The organism is Streptomyces sp. NPDC091282 (assembly GCF_044757385.1).
In the GTDB taxonomy this organism is placed as follows: Bacteria; Actinomycetota; Actinomycetes; order Streptomycetales; family Streptomycetaceae; genus Streptomyces; species Streptomyces gramineus.
This window is the reverse complement of the sequence record NZ_JBIVUX010000005.1, coordinates 433,376-452,331: the sequence shown is the minus strand read 5'-3', so window position 1 is coordinate 452,331 and position 18,956 is coordinate 433,376. Positions and strand designations below refer to the sequence as shown.

General features: G+C 72.1%; 13 protein-coding genes. 9 read left to right on the top strand and 4 right to left on the bottom strand.

Annotated features, from left to right (window positions below; genetic code table 11):
• Positions 1-57 precede the first annotated feature (57 nt).
• The 8 genes from ACIQOE_RS25430 (at position 58) to ACIQOE_RS25395 (ending at position 11,653) form a co-directional block, all read left to right on the top strand.
• A complete protein-coding gene (locus tag ACIQOE_RS25430) occupies positions 58-846 on the top strand; it encodes an alpha/beta hydrolase (RefSeq protein WP_351316790.1) in 789 nt (262 codons plus the stop codon).
• Positions 847-1,114: 268 nt separating this feature from the next.
• Positions 1,115-3,061, top strand: a complete 1,947-nt coding sequence (locus tag ACIQOE_RS25425; protein ID WP_401413909.1) for an FUSC family protein — start codon at positions 1,115-1,117, stop codon at positions 3,059-3,061.
• 102 nt (positions 3,062-3,163) lie between these two features.
• Positions 3,164-3,817 (top strand): hypothetical protein, encoded by a 654-nt coding sequence (locus ACIQOE_RS25420; protein WP_365569175.1) that lies wholly within the window; start codon positions 3,164-3,166, stop codon positions 3,815-3,817.
• Between the two features lie 228 nt (positions 3,818-4,045).
• Positions 4,046-5,986, top strand: coding sequence for a VWA domain-containing protein (locus tag ACIQOE_RS25415; protein WP_401413905.1), 1,941 nt, complete (start codon positions 4,046-4,048; stop codon positions 5,984-5,986).
• A 146-nt stretch (positions 5,987-6,132) separates the two neighbouring features.
• Positions 6,133-7,851 carry a methionine--tRNA ligase gene (gene metG, locus ACIQOE_RS25410; RefSeq protein WP_365569180.1) on the top strand — a complete coding sequence of 573 codons (1,719 nt, stop codon included), beginning with the start codon at positions 6,133-6,135 and terminating at the stop codon, positions 7,849-7,851.
• A gap of 188 nt (positions 7,852-8,039) precedes the next feature.
• The gene (locus tag ACIQOE_RS25405) at positions 8,040-9,530 is read left to right on the top strand and encodes a polysaccharide pyruvyl transferase family protein (protein ID WP_401413903.1); all 1,491 of its coding nucleotides are present in this window, start codon (positions 8,040-8,042) and stop codon (positions 9,528-9,530) included.
• A gap of 111 nt (positions 9,531-9,641) precedes the next feature.
• On the top strand, positions 9,642-10,115 hold the full coding sequence (locus ACIQOE_RS25400; RefSeq protein WP_351316773.1) for a hypothetical protein: 474 nt from the start codon (positions 9,642-9,644) through the stop codon (positions 10,113-10,115).
• A 131-nt stretch (positions 10,116-10,246) separates the two neighbouring features.
• On the top strand, positions 10,247-11,653 hold the full coding sequence (locus ACIQOE_RS25395) for an FG-GAP-like repeat-containing protein (RefSeq protein ID WP_401413901.1): 1,407 nt from the start codon (positions 10,247-10,249) through the stop codon (positions 11,651-11,653).
• Positions 11,654-11,722: 69 nt separating this feature from the next.
• Here ACIQOE_RS25395 and ACIQOE_RS25390 read toward each other — a convergent pair whose 3' ends face one another.
• Positions 11,723-12,619 carry an intradiol ring-cleavage dioxygenase gene (locus ACIQOE_RS25390; protein ID WP_401413899.1) on the bottom strand — a complete coding sequence of 299 codons (897 nt, stop codon included), beginning with the start codon at positions 12,617-12,619 and terminating at the stop codon, positions 11,723-11,725.
• 101 nt (positions 12,620-12,720) lie between these two features.
• Positions 12,721-14,484, bottom strand: coding sequence for an aspartate--tRNA ligase (aspS, locus tag ACIQOE_RS25385; protein ID WP_365565129.1), 1,764 nt, complete (start codon positions 14,482-14,484; stop codon positions 12,721-12,723).
• Positions 14,485-14,641: 157 nt separating this feature from the next.
• Between aspS and ACIQOE_RS25380 the strand changes: the two genes are divergently transcribed.
• Positions 14,642-16,762 (top strand): SpoIIE family protein phosphatase, encoded by a 2,121-nt coding sequence (locus tag ACIQOE_RS25380; RefSeq protein WP_351316762.1) that lies wholly within the window; start codon positions 14,642-14,644, stop codon positions 16,760-16,762.
• A 19-nt stretch (positions 16,763-16,781) separates the two neighbouring features.
• Here ACIQOE_RS25380 and ACIQOE_RS25375 read toward each other — a convergent pair whose 3' ends face one another.
• A complete protein-coding gene (locus tag ACIQOE_RS25375; RefSeq protein WP_351316759.1) occupies positions 16,782-17,813 on the bottom strand; it encodes an AI-2E family transporter in 1,032 nt (343 codons plus the stop codon).
• Between the two features lie 151 nt (positions 17,814-17,964).
• Positions 17,965-18,942 carry a pirin family protein gene (locus tag ACIQOE_RS25370; protein WP_365565126.1) on the bottom strand — a complete coding sequence of 326 codons (978 nt, stop codon included), beginning with the start codon at positions 18,940-18,942 and terminating at the stop codon, positions 17,965-17,967.
• Between the last annotated feature and the right edge of the window lie 14 nt (positions 18,943-18,956).

Genomic DNA, 18,956 nt, shown 5'->3' with positions numbered 1-18,956 from the left:
CACCGAGCGCAAAGATCTTATTGCACCGAGAAGTTGGCCACGCCTAGGGTCGCCCTCATGCCCCCCTTCCTCGCATACGACGACAAAGGCCCGCGAAACGCGCGCATCCCGCTGCTGCTGATCCACGGCCACCCCTTCGACCGCACCCTGTGGGATCCCCAGCGCGACGCCTTCGCCGCCTCCCGCCGGGTCGTCGTCCCCGACCTGCGCGGCTACGGCGCCTCCCCGGTCACCCCCGGCCGCGTCCCGCTCGCCCGCTTCGCGGCGGACCTCGAAGACCTCCTGGACGCGCTGGACGTGCGGACCTGCGTCGTCGCGGGCCTGTCGATGGGCGGCCAGATCGCCATGGAGTGCTGGGCCCGCCTCGGCGCCGACCGCGTCCGGGGCCTGGTCCTCGCGGACACCTTCCCGGCACCGGAGACGCCGCAGGGCGTACGCGACCGCAACGCCATGGCCGACCGCCTGCTCCGCGAGGGCATGCGCGGCTACGCCGACGAGGTCCTGGAGAAGATGGTCGCGCCCCGCGCCGCGCCCGAGGTGAAGGCCCACGTCCACCGCATGATGACCGGGACCGATCCGCGGGGCGCGGCGGCGGCCCTGCGCGGCCGGGCCGAACGCCCCGACTACCGTCCGGTGCTGGCGGAGGTCACGGTCCCGGCGCTGGTGGTGGTCGGCGCGGACGACGCGTACACCCCCGTCTCCGACGCCGAGGCCATGCACGCCCTCCTCCCCGACGCCGCCCTCCGGGTCATCGGGGCGGCGGCCCACCTGCCGAACCTGGAACGGCCCCGGGAGTTCAACGAGGCCCTGGAGGAGTTCCTGGCGAGGGTCGACGCGGGAGCCTGACCACGGCGCCTCCGCGACGGCTCCCGGAGCGCACCCGCGGCAGGCCCAGCCCGCGCGGCCCCTCGCCGTCCCACCGGCTCCGCACACCCCGCCGCCACCTCCGCGACGCCCGGCCGGCCGCCGTCGTACGACCGTCCGCCCGCCCGCGCCTCCGCACCTACCGTCCGGCCCGCGCGCGGCGCCCGTCTCCGCCGCCCGGCGCGCCCCCGGCCGCCGCGTCCCGCCGCCGACGTCATGCGCCGACGGCACCGGCGCCGATAATGGGCCCATGCCCCGCGAGTTCCCCAACGGCCTCACTCCTCCCGACTGGCTGGTAAGGAACCTCCGGCCCCAGCAGGCCGCACCCCTGAACCGGCCCGCGCTGGTCCGCGCATCCCTCGGCATGGCGCTGCCGCTCGCCGTCGGGCTCGCGGCCGGACAGCCCGCGTACGGCGCGCTCGCCTCCATGGGCGCCCTGTCCGCGGTCATCGGCGACACCGCCGACGCCTACCGGATGCGGCTGCTCAACATCGCGATCCCGCAGGTGTTCGGCGCCGCCGGCGTCACCGCGGGCGCCCTGGTCTACGGGCAGGGCTGGCTGACGGTCGCCGTCATCACCGGCATCGCGCTGGTCTCCGGGATGATCTCGACGATCGGCGCGGTCTCCTCCGTGTCCGGCCTGCTCCTGCTGCTCAACTCCGTGATCGGCGCGGGCCTGCCCCTGCCCGGCGCCTGGTGGCTGACCCCGGTCCTGATGACCGGCGGCGGCCTGCTGGTCCTTCTCGTCGCCCTGCTGGGCTGGCCGCTGCGCTCGGGCGTACCGGAACGCTCCGCGGTCGCCGCCACCTACCGCACCGCCGCCGACCAGCTCGCCGCCATCGGCACCGCCGACGCCGAGGAGTACGACCGCGCCCGCCGCACCGTCACCCAGTCGCTGAACCAGTCGTACGACCTGATCCTGGCCCGGCGCGCCCGGTACCGCGGCCGCAGCCGGGACCTCACCCGGCTGCTGGCCCAGCTCAACGCGATCACCCCGGTGGTGGAGGCCGCGCCCGCCGCCCGGCTCGCCGGCAAGCCGCTGCCGGCCGGGATCCCGGCGGCCGTCCACCGGATCGCCGACGCCATCGACACCGGGTACACCGGCCCCCTGACCCTCGCCCTCCCCGAGCCGCGCACCGAGACCGCCCGCGTCGTCGACCACGCCCTGCGCCACCTCGCCGAGGTCGCCACCAGCCCCGACATCGACCCGAGCGGCATCGACGACCGCCTCGGCCGCCCCGCCGCCCTCCGCGTCCGCACCGCCCGCGCCGCCCGCAACGTCATGCTGTCCGCCAACTCCTGGCGCTACGGCATCCGCCTCGCCCTGTGCATCGGCATCGCGCAGGCCCTGGTCTCCCTGGTCCCGGTCCCGCGCTCCTACTGGGTCGCGCTCACCATCACCTTCGTCCTCAAGCCCGACTTCGGTTCGGTCTTCTCCCGGGCGCTGCTGCGCGCCCTGGGCACGGTGGTGGGCCTGATGGTGGCGGCGACCGTCCTCACCCTGGTGCCGCGCGGCTGGTGGGACGTGCCCGTGATGATGCTCCTGGCCCCGCTCATCCCCGCCCTCACGCCCCGCGGCTACGGCTTCCAGACCGCCGCCGTCACCCCGGTGATCCTGCTCCTGTCCGACAACCTGAACCACCAGGGCACCGGGCTGCTCGCGCCGCGCCTCCTGGACTCCGTGCTGGGCTGCGCCATCGCGCTGATCGCCGGGTACCTGCTGTGGCCGGAGAGCTGGCGCACCCGGGTCGGCGACCGGCTCGCGGACGCGGTGGCGGACACCGCGGCCTACGTCGCCCTGGCCTTCGAGCCCGGCGCCGACCCGGCCGCGCGGGCCCGGATGCGCCGCCGCCTCTACCGCGACCTGTCCGGCGTCCGCACGGAGTTCCAGCGGGCGCTGAGCGAGCCGCCGCCGACGGGACGGCGGGCGGCGGCCTGGTGGCCGCTCGTCGTCGCCGTGGAACGCATCATCGACGCGACGACGGCGGCCAGGGTCCGGGTGCGGCACGGCGCGCCGCACCCGTCCCGCACCGAGGTGGACGGGATCGCGCGGCACCTGCACGAGTTGGCGGAGAGCCTCCGCGAGGCGGACACCCCGGTCCCGGTCGGCACCGACCTCACGGGCCCGCCGGGCAGCGTCCTGGAACCGCTGCGCCAGGAGGTGGCGGCGGCCCGCGCGATCACGGCACCGCACTAGAACCCGTCGGCCGCGGAAAGGGCCTGCCCCGGCACCGGTCCCGGCGCTACCCTCCGGGCAGGGGCACGGGCACGGGCGTGGGCATGGGCCGACGGGGGACACATGAACAGGCTTCTCGCATGGGCCGGGACCGGTGCGGTACTGCTCTCGGCGGTGGCCTGTACCGCGGGCGGCGGACCGTCCGGGACGCGGACCTCACCGGCGGCCTCCCCGGCGCACACGGCGTCGCCGCGGGCCACCACGGCCGACCGGACCCGGGTGGTCGACGCCTCCCGGACCCGCCTGACGGCACAGCTGTCCGACGGGGACCTTCCGGGCCCGCTCGGGATGTCCACCGCCGCCGTCGGCCGGAGTGCCGCCACGTTCGTCTGGGAGACCGGCGACGGGCACTTCTGCTCGGGTTCGGCCGCCACGGACGGCGGGTTCATCACGTCGTCGTGCCTGTCCGAGCGCCGCGACGCCCCGATCTCGGCCCGTCCCAGGCTCGTTCCGCTGCTCAGCACGTTCACGTTCGCCGAGGTCCACGTGTTCGGCGCGGACCGCGAGACCGTCCGGTCGGTGACGTGCGGCGGCAGCCCCATCCCGGTCCGCCGGCTGCCGCCGGTGCTGGACGGCCGGCGGACGCTGTACGCCTTCGACCTCTCGGAACCGACGGCCGGGCGGGTCACCGTCACCGTCGTGCGCGACGGGGTCACGGCCACGGAGCACGTGGAGCTGATGGGCGGATCACTCCGGCACACGGCATCGTGCCGGTGACGCGGAGCGGTTGCGTGCGCAGGGCTTTGCCATCCCGTTACAATCCCCGTGAACGAAGGATGAACCAAGAGGAGCCGAAGGGGAGTTGAGGAGGGGCCGGAACTCGACCTCCGTACGTCCGACAGGAGTCATCGACCCTCCCCAAGATCGCAACCTGGGGCCGCTAACCTTACGTGTCCGTCCTGGCCAGCGATTGACGGGTATCAACTCACGCGAAGGGTTGCGCACATGGGCATTCTCACTCTCCTGCGGAACGCATTCGGCCGGTCGCGAAAGCAGCGCCCCGCCGAGGCAGAGGGTGCGGACCAGCTCCCCTCGCAGTCGACGCCGACGCCGGCGCCGAAGCAGGAAGCACCGGAACCGGCCGGTCCGGCGGCGGTCCCCGAACCCCGCCCCGCAGACACCGACGAGCACGATCTGGTGTCCGCCGCGTTCGACAACGTGACCGTGCCGAAGCAGGCATCTCGGACCATCGAACCGGAGATCGAGGTCACGCCGGAGCCGGCGGCGGCCGACGACACCGTGCCGGAGCCGCGCCCCGAGGCCGACACGACGTCGCTCGCCGACGCCGAGCCGGAGGCCACGGCCGAGTCGAGCACGAAGCCTGAACCCGGGACCGGGCCGGTCACGGAGTCCGAGCCGGTCACGGAGACCGAACCGGCGGCCGAGCAGGTCACCGACGCCGAGGCAGCGGCGGAGGCCGTCGCCGAGGCGGAGCAGGTGGTCAAAGCCGCCGCGGAACAGGTCACCGAGGCGGAGGCCGTCGCCGAGCCGGTCACCGAAGCCGAGGCAGTGGCCGAAGCGGAAGCGGTGGCCGAGGCCGAGGCAGTCGCCGAGGCGGAGGCAGTAGCCGAGGCGGAGGCAGTAGCCGAGGCCGCGACGGAGACCGAGGCGGAAGCCGCCGCCGCGCCCGGAACGGAGGCGGCGGCCGTCGCCGAGTCGACGGAGGCCGAAGCCGCCGTCACCGCGGACGCCGAGGCCGACGCGACCACGGAACCGGCCGCCGAGCCCGAGGCGCAGCCCTCGGCCCAGGCCGCCGCCGACGCGACCACCGAGGCCGAGCCGGTCGCCGAGCCGGAGGCCCCGGCCGTCACCGCGCCCGCGCCCGAGGCGGCTGCCGCCGAGCCCGAGACCGAGGCGGCTGCCGAGCCGGCCACCGAGTCCGAGTCCGAGCCCGCGGCCCAGGCCGTGGCCGAACCGGTCGCCGAGCCGACGCCTGACGCGGAGGCCGCCGAGCCCGTGGCCGAGGCCGAGACCGCCGAAGCCACGGCCGTGGCCGCCGAGCCGGTCGCCGAGCCCGAGCCCGAGGCGGAGCCGGTCACCGAACCGGAAGCCAAGGCCGAGGCCGAAGCCGACGTCGAGGCCGAGCACGCGCCGGAGGCCGCTGCCGAGGCGGACGGAGAGGCGCGGCCGGAGCCCGCGGCCGAGCCCGTCGCGGCCGCCGTCGCCGAACCCGCGCCGGAGGCGGAGACCGAGACCGGCCCGGTCGCCGAGGCCGCCACCCCCACCGCCGCCGCTCCCGACCCAGCGCACCCCGTGGACGACGGTGCCGCCGCCGCCGCTCTGGACAAGGCCGGCCTGACCGGCACTCACGCCGCCACCTACCTCGTCCTCGACCGCTCGGCGAGCATGCGCGCGTACTACAAGGACGGTTCCGCCGCGGCCCTCGCCGACCAGACGCTCGCTCTCGCCACCCGGCTGACCCCGGACGCCGAGACCCCTTCCGTCCACGTCGTCTTCTTCTCCACCGAGGTGGACGGCACCACCGACCTCACCCCGGCCTCCCCGGAGAACGCGATCGACGAGGCGCACGCCGGCCTCGGCCGCATGGGCCGCACCAGCTACCACGCCGCCGTGGCGGCCGTCCTCGCGCACTACGACGAGAACATCGCCGCGAAGGCCCCCGGCACCCCGGCCCTGGTCGTCTTCCAGACCGACGGCGCCCCCGACGCGAAGACCCCCGCCACCCAGTCCCTCACCGACGCCGCGACGTCGCACCCCTCGGTGTTCTTCTCCTTCGTCGCGTTCGGCGAGCACGAGAACAAGGCCTTCGACTACCTCCGGAAGCTGAAGACCGGCAACGCGGCCTTCTTCCACGCGGGCCCGACCCCGCTGGAACTCACGGACGCGGAGCTGTACGACGGCGTACTGATCGACTGGCGCCCGTAAGCCCCGGGTTCCACCCCGGCCCCACCGCAGGACCCGTGCCGCCCGCTTCTCACCCCGTAAAACGAGAGGCGGGCGGCATACACATGTCGGCTACGATTTCAAGGTTCGCAAAAGCAGCAACGAAACCGACCTGGGAGCAGCCCCCGATGGCTCGACACCTCATCACCAGCGCCCTTCCGTACATCAACGGGATCAAGCACCTGGGCAACATGGTGGGGTCCATGCTCCCGGCGGACGTCTACTCCCGGTACCTGCGCCAGCGCGGCCACGAGGTCCTCTACATCTGCGCGACGGACGAGCACGGCACCCCCGCCGAACTCGCCGCCAAGGAGCAGGGACTGCCGGTCGACGAGTTCTGCGCGCAGGCGCACGACGCCCAGAAGGCGGTCTACGACGGCTTCGCGCTCGCCTTCGACTACTTCGGCCGCAGCTCCAGCGCCGAGAACCGTGAGATCACCCAGCACTTCGCGCGCCGCCTGAACGAGAACGGCTTCATCGAGGAGCGCTCGATCCGCCAGGTGTACTCCCCGGTCGACGGCCGCTTCCTGCCGGACCGCTACGTCGAGGGCACCTGCCCGCACTGCGGCTACGACAAGGCCCGCGGCGACCAGTGCGAGAACTGCACCCGGGTGCTCGACCCGACCGACCTGATCAACCCGCGCTCGGCGATCTCCGGCTCCACCGAGCTGGAGATCCGCGAGACCAAGCACCTCTTCCTGCTCCAGTCCAAGCTGGAGAACGAGGTCCGCGAGTGGGTCTCCCAGCACGACAAGGACTGGCCGCAGCTGGCCTCCTCCATCGCCCACAAGTGGCTGACCGAGGGCCTGCACGACCGCGCCATCACCCGTGACCTGGACTGGGGCGTACCGGTCCCGGCCGACACCTGGCCGGAGCTGGCGGCCGAGGGCAAGGTCTTCTACGTCTGGTTCGACGCCCCGATCGAGTACATCGGCGCGACGAAGGAGTGGGCGGACCAGGACCCCTCGACCCGCGACTGGAAGTCCTGGTGGTACGACGTCGACACCGACGTCCGCTACACGGAGTTCATGGCGAAGGACAACGTCCCGTTCCACACGGTGATGTTCCCGGCCACCGAACTCGGCGTGCGCGAACCGTGGAAGAAGGTCGACTACGTCAAGGCCTTCAACTGGCTGACGTACTACGGCGGCAAGTTCTCCACCAGCCAGAAGCGCGGTGTCTTCACCGACCAGGCCCTCGCCATCCTCCCCGCCGACTACTGGCGCTACTTCCTGATCGCCAACGCCCCCGAGTCCGACGACTCGTCCTTCACCTGGGAGCACTTCACCGCCACGGTGAACAAGGACCTGGCCGACACCCTCGGCAACTTCGTCAACCGCGTCCTGTCCTTCTCCAAGAAGCGGTTCGGCGAGGAGGTCCCGGCCGGCGGCGAGCCCGGCGAGGCCGAGACGAAGCTGGGCGGCCAGATCGCGGAGCTCCTCGCCGAGTACGAGTCGCACATGGAGACCCTCCAGTTCCGCAAGGCGGCCGCCGCCCTGCGCGCCCTGTGGTCGGCCGGCAACTCCTACCTGGAGGAGAAGGCCCCCTGGCTGGAGATCAAGACGGACAAGGACGGCGCGGCCCTGACCCTGCGTACGGCGATGAACCTGATCCACCTCTACGCGGTGGTCTCCGAGCCCTTCATCCCGGCGACGGCGAAGACGATGCGCGAGGCGTTCGCGCTCACCGACGACACGGCCGCCTGGGTCACCGCCGAGGAGGCGAAGGCGCTGGTCTCCGTCCCCGCCGGCACCCCCTTCACCGTCCCGCCGGTCCTCTTCGCCAAGCTCACGGACGAGGACCTGGAGACGTACAAGGAGCGCTTCGGCGGCGCACCCGCCGAGTGACCCGCACCGCGCACACCCCGAAGGCCCGGCAGGAGACCCCTCCGCCGGGCCTTCGGCGTGCGGCAGGACCGGGCCTCCGGCGTGGGGTAAGACCGGGCCTCCGGCGCGGGGTAAGACCGAGGAAAGAGACCTATCAGACTCTTACCGCTCCTTCACCTCACGTTTACCACCGGGATAGTGTGCGGCCCGTGAAGCGAATTCTGATCCGTTCCGGGAAGAGCCCGTTCCGTGTCGCCACCCCGGCGGAGTTCATCCACCAGGATCTGATCGGAACGAACACCGGGAACCTGCTCTTCAGCGACTCGGCCCACAAGATGCTGACCACCCCGGACACCGAGGTGACGTCGAACGGCATCAAGACCGACCCCTCGGCACGGCGGGCCGCGGAGATCAACGAGCAGTACGACGTCTTCGTCGTCCCGCTCGCCAACGCCTTCCGCCCGTCGTTCCGCGCCTCGCTGGACCGGCTGACCACGCTGATCGAGCAACTCACCGTCCCGGTCGTGGTGTTCGGCGTCGGCGCGCAGGCGCCCGCGGACTACGACACCGACTGGCTGAAGCCGATGGCGGACTCGGTCCGCCGCTTCGCCCGCGCCGTCCTGGACCGCTCGGCCTCCATCGGCGTCCGCGGCGAGCTGACCTCGGACTACCTGAAGGGCCTCGGGTTCAAGGACGTCGACATCATCGGCTGCCCGTCGATGTTCCTGTACGGCGACACCTTCCCGGAGATCCGGGCGACCGAGCTGGACGCCGCCTCACGCATCGCGCTCAACCTCTCCCCGGACGCGATACCCGTCGGCGACATAGCGGGCATCGCCCGGCACGCGTGGGAGCGCTACCCCCACCTCGCCTACTACGCGCAGAACACCGTCGACGCGGAACTGCTGATGTGGGGCGACACCTCACCGGAGTCCGGGCACACCGACGCCTTCCCGCTCCAGCTCAGCCACGCGCTGTTCCAGGAGGACAAGGTCCGCATGCCCCTGGACCCGGCCACCTGGATCGACGAACTGCGCGGCTACGACTTCGCCTACGGCACCCGCATCCACGGCAACGTCGCCGCCCTGCTGGCCGGCACCCCGAGCGTGGTCCTCACCCACGACTCCCGCACCCTCGAACTCTGCCGCTACTTCGACATCCCGCACCGCCCGCTCACCGAACTGGACGCCGGCACCGACCCGCGGGACCTGTACGAGGACGCCGACTTCTCCGCGATGCTCAAGGGCCACGGTGAGCGGTTCGAGCGCATCATCGCCTTCCTCGACCGCAACGGCCTGGAGAACACCTACACCCACGGCGACGGCGGCGCCGCCTTCGACGCCCGCCTGGCCGCCCTGGACCTGCCCGCGTCGATGCCGGTCTGGGACGGCGGCGACGACGGCCAGATGCGGTACCGGGTCAGCCGGCTGCGCGAGCGGATCACCGCGGCCGACGCGAAGGCGGCCCAGCACGCCAAGGAGAACCGGGAACTGCGCTCCCGGCTCGCCACCGCCGAGAAGCAGGCCACCGAGACCAGCCGCCGGCTCGACGCCCTCCACAAGGAGCTGAAGGCCGCCACCCAGCAGCTCTCGGCCGTGGAACGCCGGGTCACCGGCATCGACAAGCGTCTCCTGGTCCGCCTGGGCCCGGCCCTGCGCCGCCGGGTGCACCGCCCGAAGCCCGCCGCCCCACGCGACTGAGCGGGCCCGGCACCCGTCGGTGGTTGTGGAGATGAGAAATGTGCCGTGAATTTTTCCGCACCCACCCGACCCCACCTGCGCATGCCCACGACACCTCCGTATGGTTTCGCCATGACCCCTGAGCTCATCCCGGTCGCCTACGAGCCGCACGGCCGTACCGAGGCGATCGGCCGCTATTCCGACGGACAGTTCCTGGCGTCGGTCACGTACGCGTTCCCCGAGGGGTTCCGGCTCGACGAGGGCTGGGAGGAGCAGAAACGGCTCTACGCGGTGCTCCATCTCTTCGACGGCGACGGCCACTACCGCGACTCGCAGATCTGGTGCGCGGGCAGCTGGGCCGAGCAGCAGCGCGATCCGGACGGCGCCGACTCGGTGCTGACGCGGGCCCGCGCGCACCTGGCGGGCATGCTGCGCAGCCTGCCGAAGCGGACGTACACGGACATCGCGATACGCCCGTTCCAGCTCACCGTGGACGGCGTGTTCTTCGGCCTGGTCGCCAAGGAGGACGACGACGGCGGCTGGGCCGAGCTCTACCCGGACAACCTGGGCTTCAGCGAGCCCTGGGACGGCACCTACGACACCTGACCGCTCGTCGCCGGGCCAAGCGCTGGTAAAGTCCGCTTACTTGTCGCCCGGCCCGCACCGATCGACCGGAACGACCGCGATGGCACACGGTCGTCCGGGGGTCCGCGCCGGGGAATCCTCAGGGGGGACTCATGCGCAGATGGGGTGTCGCCGCGTTCGTGGCCGCCTCTCTGGTCGGCGGCGTGCTGCTGCCGGCCGTCCCGGCCGCGGCCGTGCACGGCGCCGTGCCGGGTGACTTCAACGGCGACGGCTACCGTGACGCGGTCCTGCCCGCGCCGGGCGCGAACGTGTCCGGCAAGGAGGGCGCGGGCGCGGTCGTCGTGCTGTACGGCTCCGCCTCGGGGCTGTCGACGAGCCGCCGTAAGACCATCACCCAGAACACTCCGGGTGTGCCGGGCGTCAGCGAGACCGGGGACGCCTTCGGCGCCGCCACCGCCACCGCCGACGTGAACCGGGACGGCTACGCCGACCTGGTGGTCGGCACACCGGACGAGGACGGCTCGAAGGGTACCGACTCCGGTGCGGTGACGGTGCTCTGGGGCAGCCGGAGCGGCCTGACGAGCGGCACGGACCTGCCGTCTCCGTTGTCCTGGACACACCGTTACGGCGAGGATGTCGCCGCGCTCGGCCTCGGAGCCGGTTGGCATACGCGGGTCGCGGTCAGCGCGATGGACTCGACCGTGTACTTCACCGGACCGTTCACCCGCAGCGGGACGTTCGGGTCGGCCGTGGACAACGAGGGCACCCTGTCCCCGCTGTCCGTGGCACTCGGCGACTTCGACGGTGACACGGCACCGGACCTGGCTTCCGCCACCTTCCGGGGCTCCGCCCTGACCGGCGGCAACATCTACGTGAACCCGTGGCACGACAACGAGTTGCGCGGCAACGGCCTCATCGTGGCCGCCGGCGACGTCAACGGCGACGGTTTCACCGACCTCGTGGCCGGTGACCCGGATGAGCCCGAGAAGGCCGGCGTGGACGGGGCACCGGGTGGCCGGGTACTGCTCTGGTACGGCTCGAAGAAGGGCATCGCGACCGACGCCGAACCGGTCCAGATCACCCAGAACACCGCAGGCGTCCCCGGTGCGAGCGAGAAGTACGACGGTTTCGGCACGTCCGTCACCGTGGCCGACCTGAACCGGGACGGCCGGGCGGACATCGTGGTGGGGTCGCCTTTCGAGGACCTCGCCAGAAACAGGGCCGGGCAGGTCACCGTCATCCCCGGCCGCAGCAGCGGGGCGCTCGGCACCGGCTCGTACTCCTTCTCCCAGGACACCGCGGGGGTGCCGGGTGCCTCCGAGACCGACGACTTCTTCGGTACGACGGTCTCGGTCGGGGACATCGACAAGGACGGCAGGCCGGAGCTGTTCGTCGGCGCGGCGGGAGAGAACAACTCCACCGGAGCCGTCTGGGTCTTCCCCGGTGGCTCCACCCGGCCGACTGCCACGGGCAGCCGCGTCATCACGCCGAACGCCGTCGGCCTCACACAGCAGTGGGGCACCCTGCTGGGCGGCGACGGACTGCTCTCCGTGGTCTGAACGCGCCGCGGTCGCCCGGGGTCTCCTCCGTGACTCCCGGACGACCGCGTCACGGCCGCCTCACGGATGTCAGCCGTCGTTCGTCGTGTCCGGCTCCACGCCCAGGGTCAGACGCCCGCGGACACCGCGGGCGATGTGGTGACGGTCGTAGGTGAGGTGGAGCAGGCCGCCCTCGGGCCCGTTGTCCGGGTAGATGGTGTCCTCGTCGAGGGTGGTGCGGGTGGTGGTGTTGCTCGCGTACGGCTCCACCTCGGCCGACAGCAGGACCGACCTCTCGTCGAAGAACAGCTGGCCGGTGTGGCAGGTGTGCCCGCCCTCGTACCCGGCGTCCGTCCACTCGCCGTCCACGTGCACCTTGACGTGGATGTGCACGCACCGCCCCTGGTACCAGCCGGGGAAGACGGTCCTGAAGGTGACCTGCCCGTGCCGGTCCGTGTGCCAGGTGCCGCGCAGGTAGCGGGTGTCGTCGGTGGGCTCCTGATGTCCGCCGCCACCGCCGGGCGGAGGACCGGTCGGGGCGCCGGTGGGCGCGTCGGTGGGCATTCCGGTCGGCGGGGCGCCGCCTCCGCCGCTCCCCACCGCCTCGTACCCCGAGTAGACGCCCGACGCGTTGCAGTGCCAGATGTCCACGGCCGCGTTCCCGAGCGGCTTGCAGGTCTCCGCATCGATCACCTTGAGGGTGAGGTGCAGAGGAATGCCCTCCTGGTCCTCGGTGACGTCCCGGCGGAGCTTGTCGGCATCGATGTAGTAGGGGCCCTCGACCAGTTCGGAGGTGAGCGTGTAGCAGGCGTCGCGCGGCTCCGGTTCCGCCGGGTTCCTCTCCCCGGCCACGGCCCTCGCCGCGAAGGTGCCGCCGAGGCCCAACGCGGCGACGGCTCCGGTGCCCGCCACGACCACCTTGCGGCGCGTCAGTCGTGTTGCCCCGTCGGACTGTTGGGGCTGGGGAAGTTGCTCGTTGTCTGTCATGGCGCCGGAAGGTAGGAGCGCAGCCTGTCAACGACCTTGGAAAACGGCCCCCTTGCGCACTCTCGTGCGCAAGGGGGCCGGAAATCGACCTCGGGCCGCCGCTACTTCGGCTGCGGCTTCCGGATGGAGAGGTGCAGCTCGCGCAGGCGGGTCTCCTCCAGCTCGGTCGGCGCGCCCATCATCAGGTCCTGGGCGTTGCCGTTGAGCGGGAAGGCGATGGTCTCGCGGATGTTGGGCTCGTCGGCGAGGAGCATCACGATGCGGTCCACGCCCGGGGCGATGCCACCGTGCGGCGGGGCGCCGAAGCGCAGCGCGCGCAGCATGCCGGCGAACTCGCGCTCGACGGTCTCCTCGTCGTAGCCCGCGATGCCGAACGCCTTGAGCATGATGTCGGGCTCGTGGTTCCGGATGGCGCCGGAGGACAGCTCGACGCCGTTGCAGACGATGTCGTACTGCCAGGCGAGGATGTCCAGCGGGTCCTGGGTCTCCAGGGCCTCCATGCCGCCCTGGGGCATCGAGAACGGGTTGTGGGAGAAGTCGATCCGCCCGGTCTCCTCGTCCTTCTCGAACATCGGGAAGTCGACGATCCAGCAGAACCGGAAGACGTTCTCCTCGAAGTGCCCGGCACGCTTGGCGGCCTCGACCCGCACCGCGCCCATGATCTTGGAGACCTCGTCGAACTCGCCCGCGCCGAAGAAGACGGCGTGACCGGCGGCCAGCTGGAGCCGCTTGGTCAGCTCGGCGACGTTCTCCTCGGTGAGGAACTTGGCGATCGGGCCGGACAGCGAGCCGTCCTCGGCGACGCGGACCCAGGCCAGGCCCTTGGCGCCCTGCGAGACGGCGAAGTCGCCGAGCTGGTCGAAGAACTTGCGGGGCTGGTCCTGGACCGCCGGCACCGGCAGCGCACGGACGTGCTTGCCGGCGAAGGCCTTGAACTCCGAGCCCTCGAAGACGTCGGTGATGTCGACCAGTTCGAGCTGGGCGCGCAGGTCCGGCTTGTCGGAGCCGTACTTGAGCATCGACTCGCGGAACGGGATCCGCGGGAACGGCGAGGTGACCTCGTGGCCGCCGCCGAACTCGGTGAACAGCTCGGTCATCAGCTGCTCGATCGGGCGGAAGACGTCCTCCTGCTCGACGAAGCTCATCTCGACGTCGAGCTGGTAGAACTCGCCCGGCGAGCGGTCGGCGCGGGCGTCCTCGTCGCGGAAGCAGGGCGCGATCTGGAAGTAGCGGTCGAAGCCGGAGATCATCAGCAGCTGCTTGAACTGCTGCGGGGCCTGCGGCAGCGCGTAGAACTTGCCCGGGTTCAGGCGGGAGGGCACCACGAAGTCACGGGCGCCCTCGGGGGAGGTCGCGGTGAGGATCGGGGTGGCCATCTCGTTGAAGCCGAGGGCGACCATCTTGTGGCGGATGGCCGAGATCACGGCCGTACGCAGCATGATGTTGCGGTGCATGCGCTCGCGGCGCAGGTCCAGGAAGCGGTACTCCAGGCGCCGCTCCTCGTTGACCCCGTCCTCGGCGTTGATCGTGAACGGCAGCGGGGCGGCGGCGCCGAGCAGCTCGACCTCGCCGACCTCGACCTCGACCTCGCCGGTGGGCAGGTCGGAGTTGATGTTCTCGGTGCCGCGGGAGACGACCTTGCCGTCGACCCGGACCGTCGACTCCTTGCTGAGCTTGTCCAGGGCCTCGTAGGCGGGCGTACCCGGACGGGCCACCAGCTGGGTGATGCCGTAGTGGTCGCGCAGATCGATGAAGAGGATGCCGCCCAGGTCGCGCCGATTGTGCAGCCAGCCGCTCAGCCGGACGTCGGTGCCGACGTCAGAGGAGCGGAGCTCGCCGCAGGTGTGGGACCTGTACCGATGCATCGTGGTTCATCCAGCCTTCGCGGATCGGGGTGTGGAGTCAGCGTGGTGTTTCACGTGAAACACCACCCAGCGTACCGGGCCCCCCAGGGCCGCCTCTCCCCATTCACAGGTCGGTGATCAGTAGCTTTTTTCGATCTCATCTTCCTAAAGTGGGGCAATGCGAACTGGCGAGCCCCTGCCCGCCGTGGAGGACGTCCTTGCCGCCCTCGCGACCGGGCTGTGGCACTGGGACACGGCCACCGGGCTGGTCACCGCGGATGCGGAGGCGGCGCGGCTCATCGGCCTGCCGGCCGAACCGTCGCTGCTCTCCGAGGCCCTGGTCCGGTCGCGCTTCCACCCCGTGGACTGGAACGAGAACACCAGCATCACCCGGCTGGCAGCCACCGAGGGCACGCTCGGCGAGGTACGGCTGCGGGTCATGGACGAGCGGGGCCGGCTGATCCGTACCGTGCGCAGCCGCTTCCGGCCGGTGTACGACGCCAAGGAGCGCGTCTACCGGGTGACCGGCACCATCCAGGAGGTCTCCGAGCCGTCTCCCGGTACCGCGGCCCAGCATCCGGTCACCGGCGACTGGCGGCGCTCCCGTGAGGCCTTCCTGCTGGACGCGGGCCGGGCGCTGGCCGAGGCGCGGTCCACCGAGGAGGTGCTGCGGGTCGCCGGCGGCCTGTCGATGCCCGGGTTCTCCCCGGACGGTCTGGCCGTCTTCGGGGCCAAGGGCGACGGGCTGTCGATCATCGGCCACCACGGTCAGCAGATCGACGAGGACAGCCCCTTCACCAGCATGCCGCTGGACACCGACTATCCGGCGGCGGAGGTGGTGCGGACCGGCCGGGCCGTGTACCTCTCCTCGCCCGAGCAGTACAAGTCCCGCTACCCGGTGACCTGGCCGCTGGCCGAGCGCTTCGGCCGCCGGTCCTGGGCCTTCCTGCCCCTGACGGTGGCCGGGCGGACCATGGGCGCCTGGATGGCCGGCTTCGCCTATCCGGTGTCGTTCACCCCCGACGAGCGGTCCGTGCTCACCACGGTGGCCCGGATGCTGGCGCAGGCCCTGTCGCGGGCCGGGATCGCCGACTCGGAGCGGGAGCTGACGGACGGGCTCCAGCGCTCCATGCTGCCGACGCTGGGTCCCGAGATACCGGGCATGGACGTGGCCGCCCGCTACATACCGACCGGCGGCGGCCTCCAGGTCGGCGGCGACTGGTACGACATGATCCCGCTGCCGTCCGGCCGGTTCGCCCTGGTCATCGGTGACGTCCAGGGGCACGACGTCCGGGCCGCGGGTCTGATGGGCCAGCTCCGGATCGCGCTGCGCGCCTACGCCTCGGAGGGCCACCGCCCGGACGCGGTCCTGACCCGCGCCTCCCGTTTCCTGCACGGAATCACCTACGACGAGGAGATCACCGACACGCGCTTCGCGACCTGCCTGTACGTCGAGGCGGATCCGGCGACCGGGGTGCTGGAGATCGCCCGTGCGGGCCATCTCGACCCGTCGATCCGGATGGCCGACGGCACGGTGCTGCGGCGGCCGACGGCGGGCGGGCTGCCGCTCGGCATCGACCCGGACGCGGACTACCCGACCACCCGGTTCACCCTCGAACCCGGCGAGGTCATGATGCTCTGCACCGACGGCCTGATCGAGACCGGCGGCCATGACATGGAGAGCGGCTGGCAGCGGGTCCGGGAGATCATGGAGGACCACGACGGCGACCTGGAGAAGATGGCCGACGGCCTGGTCCAGGCGGTGCACGGTCCCTCGTCGCACCACACCACCGGGCCGCTGGCCGACCGCCGCGAGGACGACATCGCGCTCCTGCTGCTGTCCCGGCCCGGTGCCGGACGCAGCGACGACTCCCTGACGGTACGGCCCCGGATCCGCCGCACCCTGCTGTCGGTGGCCCAGGACGAGCCCGAGCGGGTCGCCGAGGCCCGTCAGCACGTGCGGGAGCTGCTGCACGACTGGAGCTCGCCCGACCAGGTCGACTCGGCGGTGCTGCTGGTCTCCGAGATGCTCACGAACGTGCTGGTGCACACCGACGCGGACGCGCTGCTGCTCGCCAAGGTCTCCGGGCAGGCACCGGAGCGCCGGCTGCGGGTCGAGGTCACGGACTCCGGCGACGACCTCCCGCACAAGCGCCGCCCCGGCGAGCTGGCCTCCTCGGGCCGCGGCCTGGTCCTGATCGAGATCCTGGCGGAGGCCTGGGGCGTCGACCCGCGCGGCGGCGAGGGCAAGAGCATCTGGTTCGAGCTGTACGAGAGGGGCGGGGACGACGGCGCCTAGGCGGCCGGGCCGGGCGCCGTCAGGTCGCCGCGTACCGGGCCCGCAGCTCGTGCACGACCCCGAAGGCGGCCGCGGTGAGCGGGACGGCCAGCAGCATGCCGAGGATCCCGGCGACCGAGGCGCCCGCCGTGATCGTCAGCATCACCACCGCCGGATGCAGCTGCACGGTCCGGCTCTGGATCATGGGCTGCAGCACATGGCCCTCCAGCACCTGCACGGCGAGGACCACGCCGAGCGCCCACAGCGCGATGACGAAACCCCGGTCGGCGAGGGCGACCAGCACGGCCACCGCACCGGAGATGAAGGCGCCGAGGTAGGGGATGTAGGCGAAGACGAAGACCAGCGCGCCGAGCCCGACCGCGCCGGGGACCCGCAGGATCAGCAGGCCGACGGTGATGCAGACGGCGTCGATCAGCGCGATGACGGTCGTACCGCGCATGAACCCCTCGACGCCCTGGAAGGCACGGCGGGCCATGGCCTCCAGCATGTCGGCGCTGTCGCCGGGCGCCACGGCCCGCAGGGAGTCGACGAAGAGGTGCGAGTCCCGCAGGAAGAAGAAGACGAGCAGCAGCGCGAGCACGGCCACGGCGATGCCCTCGGCGACCACGCTCACCCCGCTGATGACGTTGGAGGCGGCCGTCCCGCCGAACTTGGCCAGCAGCTCCTTGGCGTTGCCCGTGAGGTCGTCGAGGGAGGTCCCGGCGGCGCCGAAGTGCCGGGCGAGCGACTTCGCCGCGTTCTTGAGGGACGAGGTGATCTGGCCGCCGGTGTCGACGAGGGCGGCGACGACGATGTACACGGCGCCGCCGGCCACGGCGACGACGGCGACGCAGGTGAGGCCGGCGGCCAGGGAGCGCTGCACGCCGGCTGTCAGGAGCCGCCGGTACAGCGGCCCGAGCAGGGCGGTGCCGAGCAGGGCGAGCAGCACCGGGGTCACCGCGGTGCGCAGCTCCGAGCAGAGCCGGACGCAGACCCAGCCGACGCCCGCGGCCAGGAGCAGCACGGCGCACCAGGCGGCGAACCGGCGCACGGGCTCGGGCAACAGGGACACGCCTCCAGCGGATCACGTGCGGGCGCCGCACGCCCTGCCGTACGCCTCCTGCCGGGTGAACCGGCGGCCGTGCGGGTGGCCGGGCGGGTGTCCGGGCAGGGGAGAGGCCCGGCGCGGTGGTCGCGCCGGGCCTCTCGGAGCCGTTGCCGCGTTACGCCTGCGGGCCGGTCTCGGTCATTCCGTGGACGGCCGGGACGGTGCCCAGGCGGCCCTTCTGGAAGTCCTCGAAGGCCTGCATCAGCTCGTCCTTGGTGTTCATGACGAACGGGCCGTAGTGGGCCATGGGCTCCCGGATCGGCTGGCCGCCGAGGAGGACGACCTCCAGGTCCGGGGTGTGCGCGTCCTGCTTCTCGTCCGCGCGGACGGTCAGCGAGGAGCCCGCGCCGAAGACGGCCGTCTGGCCGAGGTGGATCGGGCGGCGCTCGACGCCCACCGTGCCCTTGCCTGCCAGCACGTACGCCAGCCCGTTGAACTCCTGGCGCCAGGGCAGGGTGATCTCGGCGCCGGGGGCCAGCGTCGCGTGGATCATGGTGATCGGGGTGTGCGTGATACCGGGACCCTTGTGTCCGTCCAGCTCACCGGCGATGACCCGGAGCAGCGCGCCGCCGTCGGGGGTGGTGAGCAGCTGGACGTTGCCGCCGCGGATGTCCTGGTAGCGCGGGGCCATCATCTTGTCCTTGGCCGGGAGGTTCACCCACAGCTGGAGGCCGTGGAAGAGACCGCCGGACATGACCAGGGACTCCGGCGGCGCCTCGATGTGGAGCAGGCCGGCACCGGCCGTCATCCACTGGGTGTCGCCGTTGGTGATGGTGCCTCCGCCGCCGTTGCTGTCCTGGTGGTCGAAGATGCCGTCGATGATGTAGGTGACGGTCTCGAAGCCGCGGTGCGGGTGCCACGGCGTGCCCTTGGGCTCGCCCGGCGCGTACTCCACCTCACCCATCTGGTCCATCATGATGAACGGGTCGAGGTGGCGGTAGTTGATCCCCGCGAACGCCCGGCGTACCGGGAAGCCCTCGCCCTCGAAACCGCTCGGCGCGGTCGTGACGGTGAGCACGGGACGGGCCACGGCGTCGGCCGGTGCGGCCACGCGGGGAAGGGTCAGCGGGTTCTCGACGGTCACTGCAGGCATGTTGGCTCCTCCTT